Source organism: Paludibacter jiangxiensis, from assembly GCF_001618385.1.
Taxonomy (GTDB): Bacteria; Bacteroidota; Bacteroidia; order Bacteroidales; family Paludibacteraceae; genus Microbacter; species Microbacter jiangxiensis.
Genome location: NZ_BDCR01000004.1, coordinates 176,583 through 203,413 on the forward strand (window position 1 = coordinate 176,583; position 26,831 = coordinate 203,413).

Annotated in this window: 24 protein-coding genes; 9 read left to right on the forward strand and 15 right to left on the reverse strand. The window is 42.5% G+C overall.

The genetic code is table 11. The annotated features are described in order from the left end of the window. Positions 1-20 precede the first annotated feature (20 nt). Positions 21-1,847 carry a M61 family metallopeptidase gene (locus PJIAN_RS10915; protein WP_068704975.1) on the forward strand — a complete coding sequence of 609 codons (1,827 nt, stop codon included), beginning with the start codon at positions 21-23 and terminating at the stop codon, positions 1,845-1,847. Positions 1,848-2,226: 379 nt separating this feature from the next. Beyond that, the gene (locus tag PJIAN_RS10920) at positions 2,227-2,772 is read left to right on the forward strand and encodes an OmpW family outer membrane protein (protein WP_068704977.1); all 546 of its coding nucleotides are present in this window, start codon (positions 2,227-2,229) and stop codon (positions 2,770-2,772) included. 79 nt (positions 2,773-2,851) lie between these two features. Here the strand turns inward: PJIAN_RS10920 and PJIAN_RS10925 are convergent, their stop codons facing one another. The 4 genes from PJIAN_RS10925 to PJIAN_RS10940 all read right to left on the reverse strand — a co-directional run bounded on the left by PJIAN_RS10925 (position 2,852) and on the right by PJIAN_RS10940 (position 7,854). After that, entirely contained in the window at positions 2,852-4,909 is a 2,058-nt protein-coding gene (locus PJIAN_RS10925; RefSeq protein ID WP_068704978.1) for a dipeptidyl-peptidase 3 family protein, read from the reverse strand. A 177-nt stretch (positions 4,910-5,086) separates the two neighbouring features. Continuing rightward, positions 5,087-6,043 carry an NAD(P)-dependent oxidoreductase gene (locus PJIAN_RS10930; protein WP_068704980.1) on the reverse strand — a complete coding sequence of 319 codons (957 nt, stop codon included), beginning with the start codon at positions 6,041-6,043 and terminating at the stop codon, positions 5,087-5,089. 65 nt (positions 6,044-6,108) lie between these two features. Further along, on the reverse strand, positions 6,109-7,251 hold the full coding sequence (locus PJIAN_RS10935; RefSeq protein ID WP_068704982.1) for an acyltransferase family protein: 1,143 nt from the start codon (positions 7,249-7,251) through the stop codon (positions 6,109-6,111). A 198-nt stretch (positions 7,252-7,449) separates the two neighbouring features. Continuing rightward, a complete protein-coding gene (locus PJIAN_RS10940; RefSeq protein WP_236714399.1) occupies positions 7,450-7,854 on the reverse strand; it encodes a Dabb family protein in 405 nt (134 codons plus the stop codon). Between the two features lie 64 nt (positions 7,855-7,918). On the opposite strand from PJIAN_RS10940, the gene PJIAN_RS10945 reads away from it, so the two are divergent. The 4 genes from PJIAN_RS10945 to PJIAN_RS10960 are packed head-to-tail and all read left to right on the forward strand — an operon-like array spanning position 7,919 to position 12,018. Beyond that, on the forward strand, positions 7,919-8,689 hold the full coding sequence (locus PJIAN_RS10945) for an AMP nucleosidase (protein WP_068704984.1): 771 nt from the start codon (positions 7,919-7,921) through the stop codon (positions 8,687-8,689). Further along, entirely contained in the window at positions 8,689-9,705 is a 1,017-nt protein-coding gene (gene holA, locus PJIAN_RS10950) for a DNA polymerase III subunit delta (protein ID WP_068704986.1), read from the forward strand. Before PJIAN_RS10945 ends, holA begins: the two co-directional genes overlap by 1 nt. 3 nt (positions 9,706-9,708) lie before the next feature. Further along, positions 9,709-10,491 carry a methyltransferase domain-containing protein gene (locus PJIAN_RS10955; RefSeq protein WP_068704988.1) on the forward strand — a complete coding sequence of 261 codons (783 nt, stop codon included), beginning with the start codon at positions 9,709-9,711 and terminating at the stop codon, positions 10,489-10,491. 18 nt (positions 10,492-10,509) lie between these two features. Further along, positions 10,510-12,018, forward strand: coding sequence for a glycoside hydrolase family 10-like protein (locus PJIAN_RS10960; RefSeq protein ID WP_084252389.1), 1,509 nt, complete (start codon positions 10,510-10,512; stop codon positions 12,016-12,018). A 66-nt stretch (positions 12,019-12,084) separates the two neighbouring features. Here the strand turns inward: PJIAN_RS10960 and xseA are convergent, their stop codons facing one another. The 6 genes from xseA to PJIAN_RS10990 all read right to left on the reverse strand — a co-directional run bounded on the left by xseA (position 12,085) and on the right by PJIAN_RS10990 (position 18,725). After that, on the reverse strand, positions 12,085-13,383 hold the full coding sequence (xseA, locus tag PJIAN_RS10965; RefSeq protein ID WP_068704992.1) for an exodeoxyribonuclease VII large subunit: 1,299 nt from the start codon (positions 13,381-13,383) through the stop codon (positions 12,085-12,087). 82 nt (positions 13,384-13,465) lie between these two features. Then, entirely contained in the window at positions 13,466-14,419 is a 954-nt protein-coding gene (gene metF, locus PJIAN_RS10970; protein ID WP_068704994.1) for a methylenetetrahydrofolate reductase [NAD(P)H], read from the reverse strand. 89 nt (positions 14,420-14,508) lie between these two features. Next, a complete protein-coding gene (locus PJIAN_RS10975; RefSeq protein ID WP_084252390.1) occupies positions 14,509-15,303 on the reverse strand; it encodes a DUF3108 domain-containing protein in 795 nt (264 codons plus the stop codon). 1,050 nt (positions 15,304-16,353) lie between these two features. Continuing rightward, positions 16,354-17,535, reverse strand: coding sequence for a class I SAM-dependent rRNA methyltransferase (locus PJIAN_RS10980; protein WP_068704998.1), 1,182 nt, complete (start codon positions 17,533-17,535; stop codon positions 16,354-16,356). After that, on the reverse strand, positions 17,532-18,110 hold the full coding sequence (locus PJIAN_RS10985; RefSeq protein ID WP_068705000.1) for a 3'-5' exonuclease: 579 nt from the start codon (positions 18,108-18,110) through the stop codon (positions 17,532-17,534). Before PJIAN_RS10985 ends, PJIAN_RS10980 begins: the two co-directional genes overlap by 4 nt. A gap of 24 nt (positions 18,111-18,134) precedes the next feature. Then, positions 18,135-18,725, reverse strand: coding sequence for a DUF5063 domain-containing protein (locus PJIAN_RS10990; RefSeq protein ID WP_084252391.1), 591 nt, complete (start codon positions 18,723-18,725; stop codon positions 18,135-18,137). A 174-nt stretch (positions 18,726-18,899) separates the two neighbouring features. Between PJIAN_RS10990 and PJIAN_RS10995 the strand changes: the two genes are divergently transcribed. Both PJIAN_RS10995 and PJIAN_RS11000 read left to right on the forward strand, forming a co-directional pair. Then, complete coding sequence (locus PJIAN_RS10995; RefSeq protein ID WP_068705003.1) at positions 18,900-19,361, forward strand: type I restriction enzyme HsdR N-terminal domain-containing protein; 462 nt, start codon at positions 18,900-18,902, stop codon at positions 19,359-19,361. 12 nt (positions 19,362-19,373) lie between these two features. After that, positions 19,374-20,612 carry a CinA family nicotinamide mononucleotide deamidase-related protein gene (locus PJIAN_RS11000; protein WP_068705004.1) on the forward strand — a complete coding sequence of 413 codons (1,239 nt, stop codon included), beginning with the start codon at positions 19,374-19,376 and terminating at the stop codon, positions 20,610-20,612. Between the two features lie 9 nt (positions 20,613-20,621). Here PJIAN_RS11000 and PJIAN_RS11005 read toward each other — a convergent pair whose 3' ends face one another. The 4 genes from PJIAN_RS11005 to PJIAN_RS11020 form a co-directional block, all read right to left on the reverse strand. Then, the gene (locus tag PJIAN_RS11005) at positions 20,622-21,137 is read right to left on the reverse strand and encodes a flavodoxin domain-containing protein (RefSeq protein ID WP_068705006.1); all 516 of its coding nucleotides are present in this window, start codon (positions 21,135-21,137) and stop codon (positions 20,622-20,624) included. A gap of 67 nt (positions 21,138-21,204) precedes the next feature. After that, positions 21,205-22,596, reverse strand: coding sequence for a methyltransferase RsmF C-terminal domain-like protein (locus tag PJIAN_RS11010; protein WP_068705008.1), 1,392 nt, complete (start codon positions 22,594-22,596; stop codon positions 21,205-21,207). A 40-nt stretch (positions 22,597-22,636) separates the two neighbouring features. After that, positions 22,637-23,260, reverse strand: coding sequence for a uridine kinase (gene udk, locus PJIAN_RS11015; protein ID WP_068705010.1), 624 nt, complete (start codon positions 23,258-23,260; stop codon positions 22,637-22,639). A 102-nt stretch (positions 23,261-23,362) separates the two neighbouring features. Further along, positions 23,363-24,751 (reverse strand): NfeD family protein, encoded by a 1,389-nt coding sequence (locus PJIAN_RS11020; RefSeq protein WP_068705012.1) that lies wholly within the window; start codon positions 24,749-24,751, stop codon positions 23,363-23,365. A 191-nt stretch (positions 24,752-24,942) separates the two neighbouring features. Between PJIAN_RS11020 and PJIAN_RS11025 the strand changes: the two genes are divergently transcribed. Continuing rightward, complete coding sequence (locus tag PJIAN_RS11025) at positions 24,943-25,539, forward strand: DUF4290 domain-containing protein (protein WP_068705014.1); 597 nt, start codon at positions 24,943-24,945, stop codon at positions 25,537-25,539. A 135-nt stretch (positions 25,540-25,674) separates the two neighbouring features. Here PJIAN_RS11025 and PJIAN_RS11030 read toward each other — a convergent pair whose 3' ends face one another. Then, positions 25,675-26,769, reverse strand: coding sequence for a DUF6544 family protein (locus PJIAN_RS11030; RefSeq protein ID WP_201787359.1), 1,095 nt, complete (start codon positions 26,767-26,769; stop codon positions 25,675-25,677). Between the last annotated feature and the right edge of the window lie 62 nt (positions 26,770-26,831).

A 26,831-nucleotide genomic window follows, 5' to 3' on the forward strand; every position in this document is an offset into this window, starting at 1 on the left:
TTAAAAACACTTTTCTACTGATGAAGAAATACTTTCTATGCTTTGGATTTCTTCTTGCGGTAATGGTCTTGCAGGCTCAGCCTGTTGCCTGTTTTACTGTTGATTTAACTAAAGGTAAAAAAGGTAGCCTTTCGGTTACCTGCGATGTGCCAGCCTATCAAAAAGAAGAGTTGGTCTATCAGATTCCGAGAGCCGTGCAGGGTTCTTATTCGATAAAGAATTTTGGTGATTATATTGATAATTTCCGGGCTTATGATCACAAAGGGAAACGGTTGAAAGTCATTTATTGCAGGCAGGAAAGTAATTTTATGATTTCTGATGCAAGGTCATTATCCCGCATTACATACGAAGTTCATGATACATGGACTGACACGAAAAAGCAAAACTATGTGTTTCAACCCGGGGGTACTTATTTTGAGCCCGGTACGCTTTTTTGCCTGAATACGTTTGCTCTTTTTGGCTACTTTGAGGGTTTCAAAGATTGCCCGTCAGAAGTACATGTTAAAAAGGATCCGGTATTATATTGTTCTACGTCAGCCAATATTTCAGCGTTGAGTTCTGCCGACGATGTGGTGAAAGCCCGGAATTACGATGATTTGCAGGATAATCCGTTGGTTTATATGAAGCCTGATACTCTTTCCATCAAAGTCAGGAATTGTCGTTTTCATATTGCCGTGTTTTCCCGCAACGGTAAAATAACATCCGGTGATATCCTTGCATCCATTAGTCCGGTTATAACTAACGCTTTTGCCTCGTTCTTTTCTGTTTTTCCTACCGATAATTATACATTCACATTTCTTTTTCCCGGGTGGCAGGATGAGGCCTTGATGGCAAATGGTACCATGGGAGCAATGGAACACAGGAAAAGCTCGGTTTATTTTTATCCGGAAACGGGCAATAAGGATATTCTGAACTCATTTCTTACTCACGTTGTGGCTCATGAATTTTTGCATGTACTCACTCCCTTATCTCTCAAATCGGAGCAGATATACAATTTCAATTATCGAAATCCGGAAGCCTCGGAGCATTTATGGTTATACGAAGGTGGCGTGGAGTATTTATCAAACATCATCCTGTACAAAGATTCGCTTATCTCTGATGAGGATTTTTGGGAAACGTTTCGACAGAAAACCCTTTACAGTGACAGATACAAGGATATTTCTATGACCGAATTCGGGAAGAAAATCTTTGACAACAGCGATATGCATTATTATGCGAATGTCTACAACCGGGGGGCTCTTGTCTCTTTTATGCTTGATGTGAAGATTAATGAGCTTACTGGCGGAAAGATGAACCTTAAAAAGGTGTTGTTCCAACTCAATGAGAAATACAAAGGACATTATTTTAAAGACGAAGCTTTGTTTGACGAGATTGTCAATCTAACCCATCCGGATATCCGGACGTTAATAAACGATTATATTGTAGGAACGAAAGAGTTGCCTGTAAAAGAATATCTGCATAAAATAGGATATCGGTTTACTTCCGAAAAGCCGGATAGCATTTATACCTTCGGGCGAGTGAGTGTGGAATATGATGCTAAGGATAAACGTTGTGTGGTGCGTGATGCCTCTCCCGGCTATAACGCGTTTGGAATAGACAAGGGAGACGTGATTGTTGCCGTCAATGATACTTTACTGAACGAGGGTAATTATTATCATAATGTGAATTTGATCGGGAGTCCGGAAACCAATGCGGAAATTACGGTACGGTTTTCCCGTAAAGGAAGAATGATGGAGATGAAGAACCCTCCGATAAAAGTAAAAGTGACACAGCTCAATTTTATTGAACCGGAGCGGGATATTTCCGATGAACAGCGATCGTTAAGGCAGTTGGTGTTGGGGAGATAACCGAAAATACAGTGAAGTTACGCATAATTTAGGACGGCATTCTGTCCATCCTTTCGTATGTATATAGACTAAGCAAGCCAGACTTAATTTTTGAGTCTGGCTTGTTGCATTTCTGTGCGGACAATTATTCGATGTTCTTTGAGGCTATTGTTTTATTTGAGTTTTTAGAGCAGAAGTATAATTAAAAAAGTGCGTACTGTGAAATTAATATTTAGTGCAATATGTGATAATAAATATTTATGTTATATTTGTCAATGTGCTTTTTGCTTAAAAATAGTACAATTCAACAAAAGGGAGTTTCCTGAAAATCCTTGTGAAATAACAGAGTAGGGGGCGGATGTCGAAAAGCTGAGAGAGTAGACAAACTTTATTTCAATAAATGATGAGAAAATTAGTTTTATTGGCAATTTTTGCCGTAGGTGTTTTTTTTACAAGTAATGCTCAGTTTAAGATTGGCGCAAATCTGAATGTCGGCATCCCAACCGGAGATCTGAACGACGCAGTGGGAATTGGGGTTGGTGGAACAGTAACAGGATTGTATGAATTTTCTAATTCTTTTGCAGCCGGCGTACAAATCGGATATATAAGTTTTGCAGAAAAAGATAACAGTGGTATTACATTCTCCGTAATTCCTATTACAGCAGTAGGTAAATATTATTTTTCAGAATCGAATTTCAAACCGTACATCAGTGCAGACCTTGGATTGTATTCCATGAAAGCAAAAGCAAGCATGTTAATGTCAGCATATGATATTTCAGTTTCTGCTACAAAAACAAACTTCGGTGTTGCCCCGGCTTTGGGATTTGAATATTTACTGTCAGAGAAATTGTTATTGGATGCAAATGCCAAGTATACAAATATTTTCACAGAAGATTCACCCACGTCCTATTTGGGAATTAATGTTGGTTTCGTGTACAAATTCTAAGCGATTCTATCGTAATTAAAATAAAATGAGGCTTTCCATATCATGGAAAGCCTCATTTTTTATTCAGCAAAAGGTTGCCTTATTCGTTATAAGTTGGTAGTGGCGAGAATTTGCCGGAGTAGCGTAACATCTGTTCGGTGTAGCCTTCCGTGTAGGAAATTTTCACATCTTTGATATTGCCTTTGGCATCTTTCACAGCCATCAACACCGGATTGACGAAGCCTTTGTAGGGTTTCAGTTCCAGTTTTTTGTAGCGGGCCAATACTTCGTCGTGCAGCTTCTGATCAACCTGTACGCCGTAGTCTTCCACCAATTTCTTGGCTCCTTCAAAATCACCTTCCGATTTCACACGTTGGATTTCGGCCAGTAACACGCCCAATAGTTTGTGCATCTTTTCGTAGTCGTTCACCACCACGAAGGTTTTTCCGTCACGTTGTTTGAATTCCACCACATTTTCGGCTTTGCCATGTTCATATACCCAGCGGGCAATCAGCTGACGGTTACGCATGTGAGCCTCTTCGATGTTTTTGCCCGGTTCGATGCGTGTGAGCTGTGTCATCAGACCGTTCATCATGTATTTGTAATACTCGGCTTTGTAAGCTTCTTTGTCGGGGAGGATGCCCAGTTCAACTAATTTAGGATCGCCCACATAATAGAGCCCGAACAGGTCGGCACGCGCCTCTTCAATGGTTTTACCGTACGCTTTTAGTGCATCGGGATCAACGCCAGGCAACAGTTTTCCCGAACCATGGCCGAGGCATTCGTGCAGGTCGGTGTGGAGCACATCAGTGAGAAAACCATACTTGCGGATCGACTTCAGCTCTTTATCGCTCCAAACAAACTCTTCGTTGAACCCGCTCTTTTGAGCAGCTTTGTCGTAAGCTTCCATTATATTTTCGATGGTTACCGATTTGGAGCCGTAATCTTTGCGAATCCAGTTGGAATTAGGCAGGTTGATACCGATAGGAGTTGAAGGGTAGCAATCGCCGGCCAGTTGAGCCACGGTGATTACCTTGGCAGTTACGCCTTTTACCGTCTCTTTCTTGAAGCGTTTGTCTACCGGAGAGTTATCTTCAAACCACTGTGCATTGGCGCTGATGGTTTCGGTACGTTTGGTGGCTTCCAGATTCTTGAAGTTTACATTCGATTCCCAACTTCCTTTCAGTCCCAACGGATCGCCGTAGCTTTCGGTAAAGCCGTTCACGAAGTCGATTTGCGATTGAGTATCGTGTACCCAGAGGATGGCGTAAGCATCAAAGAGCTTCAGGTCGCCTTTCTGGTAAAACTCAATCAGCTTCTCGATGACCGCTTTTTGTTGGGGAGTTTCGGCAACAGTGCCGGCTTTCTCCAACCAATAGATAATCCGGGAGATAGCCTGTGAGTAGAGCCCGCCAACTTTCCATACCTTTTCCACTATTTTGCCATTCACTTTCGCCAGACGACTGTTGTGTCCGTATGCAATCGGTTTCGGATCGTTCGGGTCTTTCATCTTGGCGTAGAAATCCTCAACTTCTTTCTGTGAAATGTCGCCTTCGTAGTAATTATTGGCTGAGGTTTTGATCAGATCTTCGCCGTGCGCCTGATTCACCTTTTTCGGCATTACCGTGGGGTCGAAAATTACAGGTGTAACTTCTGCCAGGAATGCGTCTACAGATTGTCCGTTACGAACAGGAACTTTGCTTTGTGGCAATGCTTTTACCTGTTTGGCAAAAAACTCTTTCGAGAAACCGGGCGCGAATTTGTCTTCGCCGTAGTGGTGGTGAATGCCGTTGGCAAACCATACCCGTTTCAGGTAAACTACGAATTGCTTATAGTCGTTGCTGGTTTTATCTCCTTTGTAGTTGAGGTAGATAGCTTCGAGCGTGCGACGAATCGCCAGGTTGTAGCGTCCGTTCTGGTCGAACAAGATATCGCGGCCCTCGTTGGCAGCCTGGGAGAGAAAATATACCAGTTCTTTCTGTTTGATACTCAGTTGTTCGAACCCGGGAACCTGATAGCGCAGGATCTGCAGGTCGGCAAACTGATCGACAATGTAGTTGAACTCTTTGGGCGGAGCGCTCTGTCCGGCAGCTTCTGCGCTGCCTGCACCCGCCGTTATCGACAATGCGGTCATAGTGATAAGAATTGTTTTCTTCATAATTGAACGTGAAACTTAATTTGATTACAAAGATAATTGTTTTTGGTCTCATGCAAATGAGGCACACGGAAAACACAGGGCACACAGAATACACGGAAACGACGGAAAAACACAGAAGAACATATTTTTCTGTGAAGTTCAGTTTCCTCTGTGTGCTCCGTGTGCAATAGATTCAATTTAGTTTACCCTCGTAATATCTTCTCTTCCTTCAAAGAATCGAATAATGTTTTGCGAGGCAAAGCGGGCAATGTCGTTGCGGGTATCCACGGTGGCGGTGCCGTTGTGGGGTGCCAGTACTACGTTGTCCATTGCCAAGAGCGCGGGTGTGATCTTAGGTTCGAACTCGTAAACGTCCAGTCCGGCGGCGGCTATCCAACCTTGTTGCAGGGCTTCCACCAGCGCTGCTTCGTCGATGACGGCTCCACGTGCAGTATTGACGATGATGGCCGTCCGTTTCATCAGCTGCAATTGTTTGCGGCCAATCAGATGACGGGTTTCATCAGAGAGCGGAGTGTTGAGCGAAAGTACGTCGCAGGCAGCGATAAGATCATCCAGATCGAGGCGTGTGGCCTTATAGGTAGCCTCCAGATCGGGAGAAAGGCGGTGGCGGTTGTAGTAAACGATGTGCATGCCACAAGCCAGTGCGCGCCGTGCCAGTGCCTGACCTATGCGTCCCATACCGACAATACCCAGCGTTTTGCCCGTGAGTGACTGTCCCAGATTTTCAAGCACGCCCCATTTCAGTCCGTCGGGGATGCGCACTTTACGGTCGCATTCGGGAATGCGGCGGGCAGCGGCGAGCATCAGCGCAAGAGCCAGTTCGGCCGTCGGTTCTATCACCGGATCGGGAGTATTGGTCACCACGATGCCCAGTTGTGCGGCGTAATCGATGTCGATATTGTTGTAGCCCACGCCGTAGTTGGAGATGATTTTGACCCGTTGTGCGGCAGCATCCAGCATTTCACGATCGACCGGATAGACAAATGTGGGAACGAATGCGTCGAAATGGGGCAGGAGAGCGATCAGTTCATCGCGGGTAAAAGTTTCGTTTTCAGGAAATACGACTTCAAACTGTTTTTGCAACTCGGCAAATCCTTCGGGCAGAAGGCGGGTGGAGAGTAGAACTCGTCTCATGTTGGTTGAATTAAATAAAACATCTGCAAAGATATTTTATTTTCATTGACATGAGCCAGCAGAGACTACAGTTTAATATAGATTTTCTTTCGGTCAAGCCAGTAGGCAACCAACCAGCATGAAAGCATCCACCAGAGAGCAAATAGTAGTGATCCGATATATCCACCGGCATGGGCGAAAATATTGTTATATAACCAGGAATACAGCGGAGTATCGCCGATAGGAATTAACCACATTAACGTTACGCCGATTTCGCTGAGAACATAAATGGCAAGCGGATTTTTCCCGAAAGCCTGAAAGAAGTTACGGCCTTGTTTTATTTTAAGGAAATCAGTCCAATAAATGATGGCAGCTAGCAATAGAAAATCAAGTCCGACGGTTAGGGTAGCATAAGAACTCGTCCATAATTTTTTGTTGATTGGGAAAATATGGTTCCAGGCGTACGCAATTATAAGTAATCCCAAGCCAACCAAAACAAACTCCGTGATTGTTTGACGATTGTTGCCCTTTCTTTGAATATAAGTGCCGGCTAAATAGCCGCAAATCACATTAAATAATGCGGGTATTGTGCTGAGAATACCTTCCGGGTCGAATGGAAATCCTTCGCCGGTGTAGAGGTGATTTACTCCTAATATGAGAGAATCGAAAGAAAGAACAGCATTCCCTGTTTTTGTATATTCCAGTCCGGGAGAACCAAACCATACCAAAATCATCCAGTAAAATACTAATGCACCGACGCCCGCAGCCAAAATTTTTTCTTTTTTGAGGAAATACACCAGTAAAGCTACTATGCCATAGCAAAGAGCTATTCGTTGCAACACCCCCATGATGCGAGTGTGGGATATAGGAGAAAATATAAGATGAGAATCAGAATCCAATGAAAAGAAGGGAAACCAGTACATGAGATAACCGGTAAGAAAAATAAGGCAACTTCGTTTAGCTACTTTCAGCATTACGGTTTTAGTAGACAGTGTCCCCCAACGTTTATTTACAAAACTAAGAGCGTTGCCAACTGCAAAAAGAAAAGATGGAAATACCAGATCTGTGGGAGTAAATCCATTCCAATCGGCATGTTTTAAAAAACTAAATGTTGTTTCTTCATTGCCCGGAGTGTTGACAATGATCATAAAACAGATGGTCATCCCTCTGAAAATATCAAGCGCAGTGAACCTGTATTTCTCAGAGGTGTGATTTTGCAGGTTATTCATGGGGATTTAACAAATGGCAATTAAAGTCTGTAAAAGTAGTGAATTTCTATGAGATGATTTTTGTTTAATCTAAAATATTCTATATAATTAACTAAATATATTATTGTGCTAATTGCTGTGTGGTATGATATAAAAAACAAAAAAAGGCGTTGTAAGGTGGTTTTGCCTTCAACGCCTTTCTGTTTGTATAAAGATAATTTAAATTTCGTAATCCACGCAGGCACGAGCATTTACCACTTCTCTTACAAAAGATTGAACAGCCTTGTGAAGCGGATTTTCCTGATAGCCGTTTAAGGCTTCTTTACTGGTGAGTTCGGAGTAGAGTGCGATATCATGGTCGGCAGGGTTGCCTGTAAAATCGATGCCTACTTCCAGTTTAATCAATCCTTCAATTTGTCCGTTGAGAGCTTCCAGTTTTTCCTTTACCAGTTTGGCGTTGGTGGCTTTATCGTTTCCGGCAGCCTCTTCTTTTAATTTCCAAAACACTAAATGTTTAACCATGTCTATGTGAATTTTATAAGTTGAATTGTAATTACCTGCAAAGCTACCAAATTTAAGCGTGATGACAATAAATTTAGAATCAAAGGTGATGCTTTTGTTCATCTTTATTGTATTTGCGGGGTTGCCACCGAAAATTTGTATCTTTGAACGCAAAATAATTTTTCGCATGAAGACAAAGAAAGAGATAGTTGAGAACTGGTTGGTTCGTTACACCAAAAGACAATTGGAAGATTTTGACCAATACATTTTGCTGACGAATTTCAATAATTATGTGGAGATGTTTGCAGAACGTTTCGGCGTTCCCGTCTATAACGAAGGAAATATGGTTAACGCTTCGGCAAACGGTATTACCATTATCAATTTTGGAATGGGTAGTCCCAATGCAGCGTTAATAATGGATTTATTAACTGCCATACAGCCTAAGGCAGTTCTGTTTCTCGGAAAATGCGGCGGTTTGAAAGATAAAAATCGTAATGGTGATTATATCCTTCCGATTGCAGCCATTCGCGGCGAAGGTACCTCGAATGACTATTTTCCTCCCGAAATTCCGGCGCTACCGGCATTTATGTTGCAGCGTGCCGTTTCTTCCAATATTCGTGACTTTGGTAAGGATTACTGGACAGGTACTGTTTATACGACCAACCGCCGCGTGTGGGAGCATGATGAAGAATTCAAAGAATATCTGCACAATACCCGTGCTCAGGCCGTAGATATGGAAACTGCTACCTTGTTTTCTGTAGGTTTCTTCAATAGTATTCCTACAGGAGCGTTGTTGCTTGTTTCGGATATGCCGATGCGCCCAGATGGGGTAAAAACCGAGGCCAGCGATAATAATGTTACTGCAAATTTTGTGGAAGAACATTTACGTATTGGAGTGAAAGCCTTGAGTTCGATTATGAATAATAGTAGTACAATCAAGCATCTGCGTTTCGAGTAATGGCAAAAAAATCAGATTCATACGAGCAAATTCTTGATAAACTCAAACGAAAGGAGTATGCCCCGGTGTACTACTTTATGGGCGAGGAACCTTACTATATCGATTTGCTTGCCGATTACATCGAAGAGAACGTGCTGGACGAGATGGAGAAATCGTTCAACCAGACTGTGCTTTACGGAAAAGATACTGATATTCGTACGGTGATCAATGCTGCCAAGCGTTTCCCGATGGGATCGCAATATCAGGTGGTCATCGTCAAAGAGGCGCAGCAGTTGAAGGCGATCGACGAACTTACGTTCTATCTGCAAAAACCGCTGGCTTCTACTATCCTTGTTTTTTGCCACAAATACGGTACGCTCGACAAACGGAAAAAGGTGACCTCCGAGATTGAAAAGAACGGGGTGTTGTTTGTATCTGAGAAATTGCGCGACTACCAGATTCCGCCCTGGATTGTAAAATATCTGGCCGACCGTAAGGTGAAAATCTCCGAGAAGGCAGCGCTTATGCTTACCGAATTCCTGGGGACAGACCTGAGCAAGGTGGCCAACGAGCTTGACAAACTACTTATTACCAAACCGGCATCCGAACCCACCATCACTCCCGAACTGATAGAGAAGAATATCGGTATCAGCAAGGATTTCAATAACTTCGAGCTGCAAAGCGCCATCATAGCTGGCGATGTGTTGAAAGTAAATCGTATTGCCCGCTATTTTGCCGATAATCCCAAGAACAATCCGATTATTGTCACACTCTCCGTTTTGTTCAATTTCTTTAGCAATCTGATGGTGTACCACTATCTGCAGGATAAAAGTCAGGCCAATGTGGCTCGTGAGTTGGGTGTCAATCCCTATTTTGTGAAGGATTTTCAGGCGGCGGCGAAGCGCTTTTCGGCGGCAAAAACATTGAGAATTATCGCTTGGCTACGTGAATGTGATGCCCGTTCCAAAGGGATCGAAAACGTATCGACTGATGCTGGCGACCTCCTGAAAGAATTAGTATATAAAATGTTACATTAAATAATGAAGAAGTTTATCCGGTTCGTGCTGAACCATATTCCCCGCAAGTATCTGCAACTGTTCGCTCATGTGGCCGTAAGATCCAGCTCGATTTTTTATGTGGGTAGCAAATATGAATGTCCTGTTTGTCATCATCGTTTTCGCAAATTGCTGCCTTATGGCTATGTCAATTCCCGCGAAAATGCGCTTTGTCCCTCATGTTTGTCTTTGGAGCGTCACCGTCAGATCTGGCTCTTTTTGCAGGCCAAAACCGAATTCTTTACCAAGCAAAGCGTGATGCTGCACATTGCTCCCGAATACTGTTTTATCAAGCGTTTCGGTGCCATGTCGAATATCGATTACTATTCGGCTGATTTGGAATCGCCGTTGGCTCGTGTGAAGATGGATATCCAGGCTATTCCGTTCGAAGAGAATAAATTTGATGTTATCTTTTGCAATCACATACTCGAACACGTGGACGATGACTTGCTGGCTATGCGCGAACTCTATCGCGTGATGAAACCCGGCGGGTGGGGCATTATTCAGTCTCCGGTCAATCTCGCTCGTGCAGTGACCTACGAAGATAAAACAATCACTGCGCCCGAAGAACGCCTGAAACATTTCGGGCAGAAAGATCACGTGCGTGAATACGGTCGTGATTATGCCGACCGGATGCGTTCAGTTGGTTTTAAGGTGGAAGAGGTCAATCTGCCGGAATATGTTTCCGATGATAAAATTCTCTATCATGCGCTTACTCCAAGCGTTGAGGCTGCCAAAGACACCATCATTTATTACGTTAGCAAATAATCAATCCAGAATTTTATAATGATTTTCAAGAATATCAGAGCTGTTCTGACATTAGCATTAGTTTTACTGATTTCACTTTCGGCTTATTCGGAAGTAGTTCCTAAACGTGAGTTTCGTGGAGTTTGGATCCACACGGTTGGCAATTGGAAATACCGCACCATGAAAGCCGAAGCCATTCAGAAAGAGTGGACTAATATGCTCGATAGTTTTCAGAAGGCCGGTATGAATGCCGTTATCTTTCAGGTTCGTCCCCAGGCTGACGCGTTTTATGAGTCCAAGCTGGAGCCATGGAGCCGTTATCTGACCGGAGAACAGGGCAAGGCTCCTAATCCGATGTGGGATCCGCTCGCCTTTATGATCGAGGAGTGCCACAAACGCGGTATGCAGTTGCATGCCTGGCTCAATCCTTACCGTGTCACCAGCAGCGAGTCGGAGGTGTTGTCGAAGATGAACAAAAAACACTCGAAGCTCTTTATTCATTATGGAAAGCAGTTGTATTTCGATCCGGGTCAACCCGAATCGCGAAAGATTGTCAACAAGGTGGTGGAGGATATTGTGGAACGTTATGATGTTGATGGTATCCATTTCGACGACTATTTCTACCCGTATCCTATCAAGGGCGAGGAGTTCAACGATGCAAAATCGTTCAAAAAATATGCAAAAAAGCAGGGCTTTGGTAAAGACGATCGTGCCAACTGGCGCAGGAATAATGTGGATCAGCTTATTAAAGAGGTGAATGAAACCGTGCATTACGAAAAACCTTGGGTGGTGTTTGGCGTGAGTCCATTTGGTATTTGGCGTAATGTGGGCAGTACTCCTGAAGGTAGCAAAACAAACGGTCTTTCCAACTATGATGACCTGTACGCTGACGTGTTACTCTGGCAAAAAAATCATTGGGTTGATTATGTAGCTCCGCAGCTTTATTGGAAAATAGGTCACAAGGCAGCTGATTATGCAACTTTGATTGACTGGTGGAGTAAAAACAGCTATGGAACCAACATCTACGTCGGCCAAAGCATAACCACTTTCAACGAAAAAGATTTGAAAGATCCGAACAAAACGCAGTTTGCCGAAAAGATGCGGCTCACCCGTGAAACTCCCAATATTCAGGGAAATATCTGGTGGTCGGGCTATCAGATGCGCGAAAATCCTTTCGGATCTATGGATACGTTGGCGCAACACTATCAACGCATTCCGTCATTGATTCCGGTATATCCTGCAATGGAAAAAACGACTCCGGCTCCTATATCGGGACTGCGATTTACGATCGATAATTGCAAGCTGAAGGTTATCTGGCAAGGTGTTCAGGCGAAAAAAGAGTTGGAACAATCGGCCTATTACTGCATCTACCGTTTTGGTTTGGATGAAAATATTGATTTGACTAACGGAGCAAAGATTGTGAAGATTGTGCGTGATCCGTACTACATTGTTCCCGATCCGAAGGAAAAGGCGAAATACGTCATTACTTCTCTCAACCGTCTGCATCAGGAGAGCGTTGCTTCCGAACCGGTTTATGTAGGAGAATAAACAAAATTCAAGATTTCAAAATTTCAAAAGAGAGCCGACTGAATTCAATATCAGTCGGCTCTCTTTTTATTCTGCAATACTATTTGTATTACCATCCTTAAATGCCGTCGTGATGCGGTCGCCGGATTGCACATCGGCAACACTGGTTACCCGTTTCCCATTGGCATAAGTCATGGTGTACCCTTTATCGAGGATGGATAGTGGATTGATGTATTTCAATTGTAACTCTTTTTGTTCCAAAAGGTGCCGTTGTTCCCGAATCAGGCGGTTCGTCAGGATGGATAGAGGCTGGCTATATCCCGAGAGTTTCTGATGCCGATTGGCGATAATTGTCTTTGCTGCCTGTTTTAGCTGTAGTTGATAACGTTCCAACTGCATTTTATGTTCGGTAGTTCGTCCGAGCAAAAGCTGTGGCAATTTTCGAGTGAGCTCTTGCAAACGATTTGAATGTTTTTCGCTGATCTCGTCAATGAGCTGAACCAGATTCTCTTGTTGTTCATCCAATAAGCCTGATGCTTGCTGCATTCGGTTAACCAGAAATTCGGCGACAGCGGTAGGTGTTTTCAGGCAAGCATACGCAACCATGTCGAGAATGGTATTGTCGCGTTGGTGACCGATGCCGGTAATAACAGGCAAAGGAAACTGAGCTGTGTGTGCTGCCAGCGAATAGCGGTCAAAACAGCTAAGATCTGCGGTTGCACCACCACCCCTGATAATGACCACCGCATCAAATTGGTCTATGTGTTGATAGACTACATCCAGAGCTTCGATAAGAGATTGTTCTGATCGGTCGCCCTGCATGATAGCCGGAAAAAGGTGTGTGTAAAACTGAAACCCGAAGCTATTGCCCTGTAATTGGTCGAGAAAATCTCCATATCCGGCGGCGGTAGAGGAAGAGATTACAGCAATGCGTTGAGGAGCTACGGTCAGCTCCAGCTCTTTATTCATATCGGCAATGCCCTCTTCCTGTAGCTGATTGATGATTTGTTGACGTCGGATTGCAACTTCACCAAGGGTGTAGGTTGGGTCGATGTCGGAGATGTTGAGGCTTAATCCGTAAAGCTCATGGTATTCTACCGTGCATGCGATCAGAATTTTTACGCCGGCATGCAACTGTTCTCCGGTGGCAGTCTCAAAGTAAGACTTTAGCATTCGGTAGGTAAATGACCAAATGGTAGCTTTGTTCCGCACGGTTATGCGGTCACTCTTGGAATCTTTTTCGATCAGTTCGAGGTAGCAGTGTCCGTTCGCATTTTCGCGTATCTCGCTAATCTCAGCTTTTACCCATAATGGCTGAGAGAATGAAACGGAAATCGCATCTTTGATCCGTTCATTAAGTTCATATAGCGAGCAGGCTTCGGGCATTTTAGAATAAAGATAAAAGAATAAAGAGTAAAGACTTCAAAGACGGCGGTCTTTGTTCTTTACTCTTGCTCTATGTCCTGAATTAATATACTTTCTCGGCTACACGTTTAACGCTCTGTGTGGCCATCATTGTATAAAAATGAATACTGGGTACTCCTTGCTGTTTTAAGTCCAGAGCCTGCATTGTACACCATTCTACGCCCACTTCAAGCGCTTCGGCATCCGTTTTGCATTTGGCAAGTTCCGTGGCTAAAGGTTCTGGAATATCTACATGGAAAATTTTTGGCAAAACAGTCAACTGATTCATCAGTGTGATCGGCTTTAAGCCCGGAATAATAGGCACTGTGATTCCTTCTTTACGGCAACGGTCCACGAAGGCATAATACTTCTCATTGTCGAAAAACATCTGGGTAACCACATATTCGGCTCCCAAACGCACCTTTTCTTTCAGCCAGTGGATGTCAGAGTCCAGATTGGGTGCTTCGTCATGCTTTTCGGGGTAACCTGCAACGCCATAAGAGAAGGTCGAAACCGGTTGTTTGATAATAGAGCCGTCCATGAATTTCCCGCTGTTGAAATCGTTGATTTGCTGTTGCAGATCGATAGCATGGGCATGTCCCTCTTCACCGGGCATAAAAGCTTTGTCGTGTTTGGCTTTGTCTCCCCGCAATACCAGCAAATCGGTAATTCCCAGAAATTGAAGGTCAATCAGTGCATATTCGGTTTCGCTTTTTGAAAAACCGCTGCAAATGATGTGGGGAACAACATTGACTTTGTATTTGTTTTGAATGGCAGCGGCAATGGCTACCGTTCCTGGACGATGCCGTTCGGCAACCCGTTGAAAAAGATTTGGGCCGGTTTCTTTGTATACGATTTCACTCCGGTGTGTGGTGATGTTTATATATTTTGGATCGAAAGGTCGCAGTAAATCAATGGTTTTGTAAACCAAATCTATACTGTTTCCTTTGAGTGGAGGCAGGATTTCAAACGAAAATGCAGTTGTTTTGCTGTTGTTTATCAGGTCGATAACTCTCATGGATTGAAAAATATGTAATGCAGTTATGTGTCAGACGAATAACTCTGCAAGTTACAAATTTTTCGACTATCAGTCAAATTCTGTGTGGCCTATTTTATGCCGGATGCGCCAGTTAATTCAACGTTAACTTCTCCGATTTTGAGTTTTGAAGTGACTTTAACCGGTATTTTCGCAGAGTCTAGGCTCATCCAAATCGAAATTTTCTCATTCCCTTTGAAAATGGTTCCGGGTACAGTGCTTGCAGCAAATTTTGCGCACATGTATGACTTGTTGTTGTTGTCTTTGCAAGCCTCATTTCCTACATACTGAATTTCAATAGGATATACTTTCCCGTTAATGATTGTATTTACACGAATTTTTTGGTTGAGTTTTAGTTTGGCGAAATCATATTCGCGCATGTAGTAGGCTGCCGATAACATGTCAAAATATCCATCGGCTTTTTCTATCTTACCGGAATTTTTAGTTTTTCCTTCATTTACAGAAATGTTATAATCAATCGTGTTGGCAGAATCGTTGAAACGATAGTGTTCCTGAGCCGAATAGGATCCTTCAATAGCATTGCGTCTCGCTTCAATTGGCAATAATGTATTTTTGAATATGGTTGATTCAAAATTTTCACGGACTTTAAAAAAGAGGTCGTACCGTTTGAAGCTTATTCCATTTGCTTTGATGGTCAGAAAATTTGGATTTTCGTTGGGCAATACTTTTAGCGTGATGTTAGCAGCCGGTAACCATAAAACTCCCCAGTGGTAATAAGCCTTATACGTCAATACTTCTCCCGGAGCGAAAGATTTTTGGGCAAAGGCCGTGTTCGCAAAAGTGATGATAAAGCACAAAAGGGTGAGTTTGCGGAAGAATGAATATCGGGGCATCGTGTGTGACATAATTCAATTAAATTGATGCAAAGATAACGGAATAAACTCGCGAATGTTACATTTTAGGAGTGTTTCCTTTGTTTTGAAGTGAAGTTTTGTGTGAAGCGACTAAGATGTGCTATAATACGGATGTTTTTAAAAAAAGAAAGGGTTGTCTCCCGACAACCACAATCAATTATTAACCTTAAATCTAATACCATGAAAAACACAGTGCAAAGGTAAGCGTAAAGTGGTTGGTAAACCAAATTTTTTGCACTTTTTTTGTATTGATTAATAGACTTTTAAAGGAAAATAAATTGATCTGTTATTTAAATAATTGATATACAGTGGATTTGTAATTTTAGGGGAGGGAGGGGGAATTGTGCTTTTTAGTAAGTATTTAAAAAAGAAAGGGTTGTCTCCCGACAACCACAATCAATTATTAACCTTAAAATCTAATACCATGAAAAACACAGTGCAAAGATAAGGGATTTTGAACTGGTCAACCAAAATAATTTATATAAATTAATTGATTTTAATTTGTGTTTGTATTTTGAATTTGTTTTGTCTTGCGTAAGATGCAGATATTTAGAGGAATATTGTGTTTTGTGTTTGCGGGGTGTTGGTATACCAATTTGAATTTATTTAAAAAAGAAAAGGGTTGTCTCCCGACAACCACAATCCTCATTAACCTTAAATCTAATACCATGAAAAACACAGTGCAAAGATAAGGGTCGGAAAGTGCTGTCTCCAAATAAATTGAGATTTTTTCAAATTAATTCATGTATGTTTATGCCAAATAAAAAAGAGTAAAGAATTTGACCTCTTTACTCTCTTGTTTTTTATTGGAAAGCCAATTTGGCTTGTGGAATAAAATCAATTTTAAAATAGAAAGGGTTGTCTCCCGACAACCACAATCCTTGTTAACCTTAAATCTAATACCATGAAAAACACAATGCAAAGGTACAGTGTAAATTCACGTTTTCCAAATGGTCTGTGCAAGAACTGTTTATAATTAACGTAATTTATAATGAGTGATTTTTTTTAACGGCGGTATGTTGCTTGTTATCAATAATTTGATTATTCCACGTGTAGAACAAGTCCCTTTAAATATTCACCTTCAGCATGATAGATGTTAATGGGGTGATCGGCTGGCTGAGTTAGCTGATGCAGAATACGTACATTTCTGCCGGATTGCGCGGCGGCGGAGAAAACGGCCAGTCTGAATTGTTCCTTTGAAACAACCTGTGAGCAGGAGAATGTGAAGAGAATTCCGTTAGGTTTTATCTGATCAAATGCTTTAGCGTTTAGCTTTCTATATCCTTGTAATGCGTTATTCAGAACATTCTTGTGTTTTGCAAAAGCCGGTGGATCTAATATGATGAGATCGTATTTGTCTTTTGCCTGTTCGAGAAACTTGAATGCATCTTCGGCATAGGCTTCATGTCTTGTCTCGTCGGGAAAGTTCAACGCTACATTTTTGTTGGTGAGTTCTATTGCTTTTGCAGAACTGTCCACTGAATGAACGAGTTGTGCACCTCCTCTCAGAGCATAAAATGAAAAGCCGCCGGTGTAGCAAAACATATTAAGGACAGAGCGTCCTTTGGCATACTTTTCAAGCAAAAGCCGGTTTTCGCGTTGATCCACGAAAAAACCTGTTTTTTGGCCGCGTAACCAGTCTGCATGAAACCGAAGTCCGTGTTCCATTGCAATGCAATCGGTTTCCTGACCCACCAAATAGGTGTTTTCCGGAGTTACGTCTGCTTTGAATGGTAAAGTGCCTTCCGACTTGTAATAAACATTTTCAAGACCTTTTACGGTCTGCATTAATGCGGAAGCAATAGTGTGACGAACGTTATGTATCGCAACAGTGTGTGCCTGTACAACAGCGGTTGTGTCATATACATCAATCACAAGTCCCGGGAGATTATCTCCTTCACCATGAACAAGTCTGTATGTTGTATTTTCCGGGTTCTGAGCCAGTCCGAGCGTTACTCTTATGTTGTAAGCGTTCCGGATCTTTGCCAACCAGAACTGCTCATCAATTTCTATGGGTTTGAAGGACAGAATGCGAACCGAAATACTTCCGATTTGGTAGTATCCTATTGCAATCCATTGTTGTTGTGCGGTATAAACCTCTACAATATCACCTTCCTGCGGATTTCCTTCGATGCGATGAATAGCTCCGGAAAAAATCCAGGGGTGAAAACGTAAAAGAGCTTCTTCTTTTCCTCTTTTGAGCGTTATTTTCGGTAAAATCATACGTCTTGTTTGAGTTTTTGGTAAATTTGGTGGCAGGCCCAGGCATCGGTGGCTGCGTATAGTTGTTGTGCCTGAGTTAGTTCTGAAGCTTCCCAGTTTGATAAGCGCTGGGATTTAGATATACGTTTGCCAAAAAGAATGGCGTAGATCTTTTGCAGACTTTGATCTTTTATGCCATATTCCTGCACAACATTTTGCAGATCAATAAAACTGTCTGCGTGAATATGTGCACGTCTGCTTAATGCCTTGAAATCGTCCCGAAGAGAGAGTCCGACCTTTTTTACATCAATGTTATTCAGAAGTTCCACCAAAACCTGAGGAAAACCAATTTCATTGAGGCGGATCAAAAAGCAAATTTCATCGGTTGATAGTTGTAAAAGAGCAACCTTGTGGGTTTGTCCCCGAGAAAATGAAGGTTTGGTTTCTGTATCAAAGCCAATAAGTTTGTGTGCTGATAAGTACGCTATAGCATACTCCAGTTCTTCAACAGAATGCACTACAATTATTTTGCCATCAAAGGCGGCTGTAGGCAGTCCTGCTATAGATTCTTTGCTTATTGATGCTTGATAAGTCATTATTTTGGTTTCGGTTCAAAAAGGTTACTCTCTGCGTTGATATTTTAGAAATGGAATATCACGTTCATCATCCGCAGGAGTTGTGGTTGTGTCAATGTCTTCTTCGCTATTGTCGTTGTAAAAAGCCTGATGCAATGGGCGCATGGCGTTTAACAGCTTGCGTCCCCAGTGATCTTTGAATGCCGAAAGACAATATGTTAAGGCATCCTGCATGGCTTCGTCGCTCCCAATCTGACAATTATACAGAAAATCTTTAAGTTCCTGATAAATGTCAGCTAAGTCTTCCGAAATTGTTGCCGCAATTGGTGTATCGGAGTATTGCATGTCAGGGTGGAATACTTCCAGATAATTATCATCCATCCCCATTAGAGATGCAATATTGCTCCTTACAAGTTCATAATCGGTTTCTGTTACGATGCGTTCTGGCTCCGATTCGTAATCATCGCTGTTAAAGGGTAATAAGGATGTTTTCAGATAGACAAGAGGCAGGTATTTTATAGCCCGGTTTAGAAATTGTTTCTTGTCGATTTCAGGAAGTTGTTCTAAAAACAGGCAAAATTCAGCAGCAACTGTTATAAATTCCAGGTTTTCTTTTGAATGTAAGGTTGATGACATACAACGCAGTAACAAAATTTGTTTGCAAAATTACAAAAATTGTTGCTATCAAGCGCATGTTTCTTTTCAAATTTACAAATGAAGGTGGTAACTTTGTCTTTTTGAAACACAGGGAGGCTTTAATCTCAATGTTTGGGGAGTATCTGTGTGTGAAGTATTTTTTATTTTGAAGCAATGTTACCACTGAATTTACCATCATATTCGTTTCGTTTTAAGGAAAAAGATGGCAAACGTCTTGTTTTTGATCGTTTGCGCAAGAAATACGTGGCACTAACTCCCGAGGAGTGGGTTCGCCAAAACGTTATCGAATTTTTGGTAAACGAAAAAAGTTTCCCTGCCGCAAGGATAGGAAATGAGATTTCGTTACGCCAAAACGGATTAATCAGAAGATGTGATTCGGTGGTGTACGATACTTTTGGCATGCCGTTGCTTATTGCCGAATACAAAGCTCCTGCCGTGGAAATAACACAGGCTGTTTTTGATCAGATAGCGCGTTATGTATGGGAGCTGAAGGTTGAGTATCTGTTGGTGAGTAACGGGATGAAGCATTTCTGTTGTCATTTGAACTACGAATCGATGCAAATGAGTTATTTGAGAGAAATTCCTGTATATCAGGATATTTGTCGTGTTGACTAAAACTGTAATGTTATGAATGTCGAAATAATTACGATTGGAGACGAATTGCTTTTAGGACAGGTTGTCGATACTAATTCGGCCTGGATGGGGGCGGAGCTCGCAAAAGAAGGATTTAGAGTAAGAGGCATAACGTCTATAGGTGATGAAGCCGCTGATATTAAAGAAGCAATCGGAAGGTTGTTGGGGAAGGCCGATATTATATTGGTTACTGGTGGATTGGGACCTACAAAAGATGATATTACTTTGCAAACATTGTGTGAGTTCTTTGAAACGAAAATGGTGTTTAGCGAAAGAATTTATAAAGACATTGAAGCTTTTCTTGCCGGGCGTCCCGGTGCAATGAATGAACTGAACCGAATGCAGGCCATGGTTCCCAAAAAAGCAACCGTGATTTCAAATAGTGTCGGCACAGCACCTATTACATGGTTTGAACGGGACGGCAAAATACTTGTTTCGATGCCGGGCGTGCCGGTAGAAATGAAAACGGTAATGAGTAACGAGATTATTCCCCGCCTGAAAAAATATTTCAAGGTGCCATCAATACAACACCGGCATATAATTGTTGGAGGCTATTCCGAGTCGGCACTTGCTATTAAACTGGAGGAATGGGAAAGTAATCTGCCTGATTTTATCAAGCTTGCATATTTGCCCCAAATAGGTTTGATGCGCCTCCGGCTTACAGCTTCCATGAACGATCAACATGAATTGTCGCGTGTACTGGATGCGCAGGTAGAGAAAGTTAAACCCATCCTGGGTGATGCAATTCTTGCACTTGATGATATTACTCCGGAAGTGGTTGTGGGTAACTTGTTGCTTCAGAGGAAAATGACCATGGCTACAGCCGAAAGTTGTACCGGTGGAAATATAGCGCACTTGATTACCTCGGTGTCGGGTAGCTCCGAGTATTATAAGGGTAGCGTAGTTGCCTATGCAAATGACATAAAGCACAACATTCTGGGCGTTTCGGAGTCGGATTTGAATACCTACGGAGCTGTGAGCCAACAGGTGGTGGAGCAAATGGCGCGTGGTGTCCAATCGCGATTCAATACGGATGTTGCAGTTGCTACGTCAGGAGTAGCCGGTCCGACCGGAGGAACTCCCGAAAAGCCGGTTGGCATGGTGTGGATTGCTGTAGCTGTTAGGGATAAAGTAGTGAGCGAATGTTTTCAGTTTGGAAAGCTCAGAGATAGAAATATTACCCGTGCCACCATAGAAGCTTTGGTTTTGCTGAAAAAAGAGATTGAAAAATAAAAAGTACAATTAATGGGGAGTATTTAATTGTTGAGCAATATTTTTGGCCCACTCTTCAATTACATCCCATTCTCTGAAATCTCCCACCGGAGCCTTAATTTTGCTGATAATAAAGCGTTCAAATACGTTCATTTTGTCGAGGCTGAGCTGGCCGTGAAAAAGAGCTATATCGTGCGGCTTAATCGTCGACATGACTAATTGAAGGGTGGGAGGGTACTTCCATCCTTTCATTATTTCTACAGGATTTCCTTTGCCTGTCGGACCACTCGAAAATAACCAAACATCCTTGTCGGCCAGTTCTCGTTTGTTGTTTTTTAGGAACTTTATTGCGGGGCGGCGCCATTGGCCGAAATAGACCGCACAGCCCATCACTATCGCCTGATATGGTTCCAGCGAGGCGGTGTCGTACACGGGAAGCACATCAACCAATAAACCACTTTGGCTTAGAATTAATCCGATTCTTTCTGCAATTTCTTCCGTAGCCCCGTATTTAGAGGCATAAGCAACTAAAACTTTTTTTTGCATGACGATTCAGGTAACAAGGAACTGTGATAGTGTATTTGTTGGTCGAGACAAATATACATAAAATATGTTACAAAATATGTTGCAAATTGTTTTCTGCAAGAGGACTTTTATATGGAGTGTTCAGATCGATATTCATGCGGATACGCCATTCAGACGGATAGAGGTTGTTGGCTCTGTTCCCCAGGTTTTTAACCCATCCTAATGGAGTGTTGTTATAGGCAACTACAACATATCCCTTCGGAGAATCTGGTAGTGTAATAGCTTCCCTTCTCAGATAAGATATGGCTGTTTGCCAGTCTACATTGGCGATCGCAAGATCGTTTTTATTCAAAACTTTCGATAGAGCCAATGCCGTGTGAGGAATGAAATCAGCTCCTTTTTGTTCGCCCATTTGTATTCCGGCAAACAAAGGATTCAGATGGCTATTTATTGCATTGATAATTTCTTCGAATTGTTTTTGATAGGCAAATATCCCATTTTTACCCGATCGGAAAAGCCAGTTATCTCCCTCAAGATAAGAAATGAAAGCGTCGGGTTTTAATACGGATTGCCGGCTTTTAGAATCGTTGTTTTTGTTTTTTCTGGCAGCGGGTGCAGATGAAGATGTTTTCTGCAAAACAGCAATGAAAAATCCTTCGCTTTGTGTCTTATGCGGGTAAAAATGATAGCCGGATTCACTTTGGGTAATGCCCCATGTTTCATCAGTGTCGACCGTGAGAATTTGCGCTCCAAGAGTGTCTGCAATCCACTGTATATTATTTTCGTCTTCGCTTCTGTTGTAAGTACAAGTACTATAAACCAAAATGCCGTCTTCTTTTAGGGATGGCCACACGTCGTTGATGATGGATTGTTGCCGCGAGGCGCAAAGCTCCACATTGGCAGGCGACCACTCGTTGATAGAAGCCGGATCTTTGCGAAACATGCCCTCTCCTGAACAGGGAACGTCGGCCACAATTACGTCGAAGAGGGGCGGAAGTTTCCCAAAATCAGCCGCAGAATTGTTCGTAACTGCTACATTGGGGTTACCCCATTTTTGCATGTTCTCGGCCAGAATATTTGCCCGTTGACGTATTGTCTCGTTCGAAATCAGAAAACTTCCTTCGGGCAACAGATTTGACAGGTGAGTCGATTTGCCTCCGGGTGCAGCACAAAGATCGAGCGCATATCCCGGCTTGTGGATGTGCTGTCCGATTACCTGTTCCAAAAACATCGACCCGGCTTCCTGAACGTAATAAGCTCCGGCATGAAGTAATGGATCGGCAGTAAAAAGAGGACGTTCGGGTAGGTAATAACCGGATGAACACCAGGAAACTCTCTCGTATGAAAGGGGCTGGTTTATTTTGTTATTCAAACGAATGCTTACAGGCGCATCACTTTGCAAGGCTTGTTCAAAAGCTTCCCACTCTGTTCCTAAAAGTTCTTTGGTTTGTTCGATAAATGGAGGTGGAAATGTAAGCATCGCAGAATACAGCTGTTTTTATTTGAAAGGGAAGTTCGTTTTATTTTTTGATTTCAACACCGAGGTTTTGCTCGATATACATTGTCAGAATGTCAATGGCGATTTCGTTGTCGCCACCTTGTGGAACAATGAGGTCTGCAAATCGTTTGGTCGGTTCGATAAATTGCAGGTGCATGGGTTTGACGGTGGTTTGGTACCGTTCCATAACTGTCGTTGCAGAACGTCCGCGTTCCAGAATATCGCGATTGATGACGCGAATGAGGCGATCGTCAGGATCAGTATCTACAAACACTTTCAGATCCATCAGGTCGCGCAGTTCCGGATGAGTGAGTACAAGGATACCTTCAATGATTACAACGTCTCGGGGAGAAATAGAGACTGTTTCTTCCGCTCTTGTACACGTAAGATATGAGTAAACAGGCTGTTCTATGGAATTGCCTTTTTTGAGTTCTTTTACATGATCAACAAGTAAATCGAACTCAATAGAATTCGGATGGTCGAAGTTGATGTCAAAACGTTCTTCGAGAGGAATATGCGAACTGTCTCTATAATATGAGTCCTGAGGTAAAACAACCACTTCGTCGGCCGGAAGACGGTCGATAATTTTACGAACTACTGTGGTTTTCCCGGAGCCTGTACCCCCTGCTATGCCGATTACTAACATCTTATTGCTTGATTTTTCTGTTTATGATTTGCGGCTACAAAAGTAGAACTTTTCAAAGACAATGGCAACCTGCTTGTTTTGCCCTTTCTGCACGCTTTTGTTCTATTCTTCGCTTTTAATCACATATACCTGTCCCGCTTCGTAGCGTGTAACTTTAATCGCGGTGCCTTGTTCTATGAAGCCATGTTCGGAAACAGCATCATAAAAAGTGCTTTCAACCATAACTTTACCAGAAGGGCGCAAAACAGTTGCTGCAATGCCAATCTTACCCACTATTTGTTGCGGCTCTGTAGGAACACCCACGAATCCTTGTGAAATATCCTGCTCTGCTTCGAGTGCGACTCTTCTGAAAATGCCTTTTTGGCCAATTTTGTTGGAGAGATAAATGGAGAAGCCGAATGCGACAGCAATACTAATAAGAACAGTAAATAGTGCGATGGCTATTTCACCGCCCGGCACTCTGCTGAAATCGAGATTGATGTTGTCTATCATACTTAAAGTTAATCCGCAAATTATTAATATGATGCCCGAAATTCCGGCAATACCAAATCCGGGGATTACAAATATTTCAAGCGCAAGTAAAACAAGTCCGATCAGGAACATGAGAATTTCCCATCCGGCCGCCGAACCTCCCAGATAAAGAGGGGCGAAATAGAGAGCTGCTGCAATAATCGCTGCAATGATAGGTACTCCGAATCCCGGAGTCTGTAACTCGAAGTAAATTCCCGCGATAATAATCATAATCAGGATTCCGCGAACAAGCGAACTGTTGAGAAATCCCAGAAAATCGTCGAATCCGGAGGGTTTGTAAATCTTCAGATCATAATCTTTGATTCCCATTTGCTTCGAGATAATGTCGTCGACAGATTCGGCTTTTCCCTCGCAATAGCGGTTTTTAATGGCTTCGTTGGTGGTGAAAGTCAGCGTTCGTCCGGAGTCGACCACATTGGGGATGATAATCCGATTGTCAACCATGGCCTCTGCAATGTGCGGGTCGCGTTTCCATTGGATCAGAGTATCCTTGCCATTAACGATCGTGTCTTTTCCGTGAGCTTCAGCGGTAGAGCGTATGGTGGCGCGCATGTACGACTGGTATTTATCGGGCAATTGTCCGCCGGTTTGGTCAACAACAGTTGCGGCACCAAAACTGGCGCCTGTCCGCATATAAATTTTGCCACATGCTATGGCAATTAATGCACCGGCAGACGCCGCATTGTTGTCTATAAAGGCAATAACGGGGATTCGGCTGTTTAGTATGCGCGTACGCATCGAATCGGCATAAACTACTTCTCCGCCGTAAGTATTGAGGCGTATTACAATCAATTTAGCGCCTGTTTTGTTGGCTTCCGCAAATCCTTTCTTCAGATAAAGCCAGGTAGTGGCACCGATGTCTTTTCGGATATCAATCTGATAGATTAACGGTTTGGTTTCTCCTTTTGCTAAAAATAATGTGTAGCAAAAGGTTAACAATATCATCATGACTTTACGCATGGAGTAATATTTTTGAGTAATTGATTGAACGACAATGGTATCTCTTTTTCGATGAGAATTGCATACAAAAATACGTTATTTCTGCTATTTTCCTGCGGATCATCTAAAAATCACCTCTAATAGCAATAAAAATGTGTACCTTTGCAAAAACTTTATCAATAAAGCCTCTGTGCCGGAGGGGAATCTGTGATATGGAATACGCTAAACGACAAACATTGATACTACCAGAATACGGTCGCAACATTCAGCGAATGGTGCAGCACGCCGTCAACATTGAAGACCCCAAGGAGAGAGCACGTTGTGCCCAGACTATTATTTCGATAATGGGAAATTTGTTTCCTTATTTACGTGATATCAATAACTTTAAACATAAGTTGTGGGATCACCTTGCAATAATGTCTGATTTCAAGTTGGATATTGATTATCCTTGCGAAGTTCTGAAAAAAGAGAACTTGTATACGCATCCGGATAAAATTCCGTTTTCAAATAAATCCATACGCTACCCGCACTATGGCCGCGTTTTGGAACAGATGATTGCCAAGGCAATTGATTATCCGGAAGGCGAACAAAAAGACCAGCTTTTGCTGCTGATCGCCAACCATATGAAAAAGTGCTACCTGACGTGGAATAAAGAGGTGGTGGAAGACCGGAAAATTTTTGATGACCTGCGGGAACTGTCGCGTGGACGATTAAATATCAATCCGGATTTTCTAAAGTTGATGGAATCCAAAGAAATTCTTAATAAAAAGAATAAACCCAATAATCAAAACAAGAAAGCGACCAAATAGGTCGCTTTTTTGTTTTGAGGCAAGAAACACTACTGAAAAATTATTGTTACTCCCTTTTTTAGATGCTAAAGCCAATAAGGCTTCTTCCCCTTTTGTCTCTGCCCGAAAGGACGGAGTTATTCTTTTACTACTTGCTTAATCAATATAATCTCTGTTATACTGAATTTCTTTCAGGGTAAATTTTCCGTAAACGAATTTTCCATCGGGGTAATGCCACACCGCATCACCTTTCGAAATAAGATTGTATCCGTTAATATTTTTGTATTCAGTTACCGGGGTAGAAAACGGAAACTCTTTCATATAAGCTATTGCTGTACGGTCGTTTGATGTGAAGTTGACCAGCTGTCCTTCTGCATTGAAATAGAGTATGGCGGAAACGGTAATGTTCTCGTTAGTGAATATAGCTTTTGTCATGGAATCGTTGATAGGCTGCCATTCAATTCTTTTGTCAATCAATGATGCCGGAGCCAACAGGCACATGTCGTTAAGGAGAGTGACGGTCTCTGTTTTGTCCATTACCGGGCCGGATTTCTTGATGACGGGGATGAGCCCGAATAATCTTATGTCCATACGGGCTTTCGCGTTGGTGTATTTATGGTAGCCGGGAACTTCGATGCCGAACATCCTTCCTTTCATGAAGAATAAGCGTGCCGGATTTGCAAAGAAATTGTATTGTTCTGCCACAAAAGGGAAGAAATCTTTCCCTTTATCCCGCATTTCTCCTTCAAAAACCACTCTGAAATTTTTGACTTTAGGCTTGTTTACAACGCCAACGTACCTGAGGTATCGTTTTACCGGCTCGGGAAGGTGATGCATATCTTTTTCCGTGAGGAGATCACTTGAGGGAAAGGAGTTGTGCTTTAGATTCTTGCGTGCGTCATGCCGGAATATTTCTTCAAAGCAGACACTTCCTCCTGCGAGAATGGACGTAAACAGGATAATTGTGTTGGCTATCGTTCCAAAGCGGGCATCCTGCCAGGCCGAAATAATCAGTACCTGGGAACAGATCACCGCAATGACAGCGGCTATCCACCAGCTTTTTTTCTTTGCAATGAATAACCAAGAGGCAGCGAGAAAAAGTAATCCGCTGATTAGCCACGCATACCCCGCAGATGTTGAAATATAAATAGACTGGTTGGCAAAAGCGTAACCGAATGCTTTGGCAAAGCCCATTGAGTGTAGGAGGCCATGCACAATAATCAGTAGAGCGAAAAGAATTCTAAGTATCATAATCTAAGTGGTTAAGCGATAGATAATAAGAAAATTGCATCGTTTGCCAAACAAAAATACAA

Bases quoted from the DNA above. Each gene is read 5' to 3' on its own strand.
- PJIAN_RS10955 (WP_068704988.1), top strand. From the start codon at position 9,709: ATGAAGAAGTTTATCCGGTTCGTGCTGAACCATATTCCCCGCAAGTAT.
- xseA (WP_068704992.1), bottom strand. From the start codon at position 13,383: ATGCCCGAAGCCTGCTCGCTATATGAACTTAATGAACGGATCAAAGAT.
- PJIAN_RS11000 (WP_068705004.1), top strand. From the start codon at position 19,374: ATGAATGTCGAAATAATTACGATTGGAGACGAATTGCTTTTAGGACAG.
- PJIAN_RS10935 (WP_068704982.1), bottom strand. From the start codon at position 7,251: ATGAATAACCTGCAAAATCACACCTCTGAGAAATACAGGTTCACTGCG.
- PJIAN_RS10990 (WP_084252391.1), bottom strand. From the start codon at position 18,725: ATGTCATCAACCTTACATTCAAAAGAAAACCTGGAATTTATAACAGTT.
- PJIAN_RS11010 (WP_068705008.1), bottom strand. From the start codon at position 22,596: ATGCTTACATTTCCACCTCCATTTATCGAACAAACCAAAGAACTTTTA.
- PJIAN_RS10915 (WP_068704975.1), top strand. From the start codon at position 21: ATGAAGAAATACTTTCTATGCTTTGGATTTCTTCTTGCGGTAATGGTC.
- PJIAN_RS10985 (WP_068705000.1), bottom strand. From the start codon at position 18,110: ATGACTTATCAAGCATCAATAAGCAAAGAATCTATAGCAGGACTGCCT.
- holA (WP_068704986.1), top strand. From the start codon at position 8,689: ATGGCAAAAAAATCAGATTCATACGAGCAAATTCTTGATAAACTCAAA.
- udk (WP_068705010.1), bottom strand. From the start codon at position 23,260: ATGTTAGTAATCGGCATAGCAGGGGGTACAGGCTCCGGGAAAACCACA.
- PJIAN_RS10975 (WP_084252390.1), bottom strand. From the start codon at position 15,303: ATGTCACACACGATGCCCCGATATTCATTCTTCCGCAAACTCACCCTT.
- PJIAN_RS10930 (WP_068704980.1), bottom strand. From the start codon at position 6,043: ATGAGACGAGTTCTACTCTCCACCCGCCTTCTGCCCGAAGGATTTGCC.
- PJIAN_RS11025 (WP_068705014.1), top strand. From the start codon at position 24,943: ATGGAATACGCTAAACGACAAACATTGATACTACCAGAATACGGTCGC.
- PJIAN_RS10980 (WP_068704998.1), bottom strand. From the start codon at position 17,535: ATGATTTTACCGAAAATAACGCTCAAAAGAGGAAAAGAAGAAGCTCTT.
- PJIAN_RS10960 (WP_084252389.1), top strand. From the start codon at position 10,510: ATGATTTTCAAGAATATCAGAGCTGTTCTGACATTAGCATTAGTTTTA.
- metF (WP_068704994.1), bottom strand. From the start codon at position 14,419: ATGAGAGTTATCGACCTGATAAACAACAGCAAAACAACTGCATTTTCG.
- PJIAN_RS10920 (WP_068704977.1), top strand. From the start codon at position 2,227: ATGATGAGAAAATTAGTTTTATTGGCAATTTTTGCCGTAGGTGTTTTT.
- PJIAN_RS10925 (WP_068704978.1), bottom strand. From the start codon at position 4,909: ATGAAGAAAACAATTCTTATCACTATGACCGCATTGTCGATAACGGCG.
- PJIAN_RS10940 (WP_236714399.1), bottom strand. From the start codon at position 7,854: ATGAACAAAAGCATCACCTTTGATTCTAAATTTATTGTCATCACGCTT.
- PJIAN_RS11020 (WP_068705012.1), bottom strand. From the start codon at position 24,751: ATGCGTAAAGTCATGATGATATTGTTAACCTTTTGCTACACATTATTT.
- PJIAN_RS11030 (WP_201787359.1), bottom strand. From the start codon at position 26,769: ATGATACTTAGAATTCTTTTCGCTCTACTGATTATTGTGCATGGCCTC.
- PJIAN_RS11005 (WP_068705006.1), bottom strand. From the start codon at position 21,137: ATGCAAAAAAAAGTTTTAGTTGCTTATGCCTCTAAATACGGGGCTACG.
- PJIAN_RS10945 (WP_068704984.1), top strand. From the start codon at position 7,919: ATGAAGACAAAGAAAGAGATAGTTGAGAACTGGTTGGTTCGTTACACC.
- PJIAN_RS10995 (WP_068705003.1), top strand. From the start codon at position 18,900: ATGTTACCACTGAATTTACCATCATATTCGTTTCGTTTTAAGGAAAAA.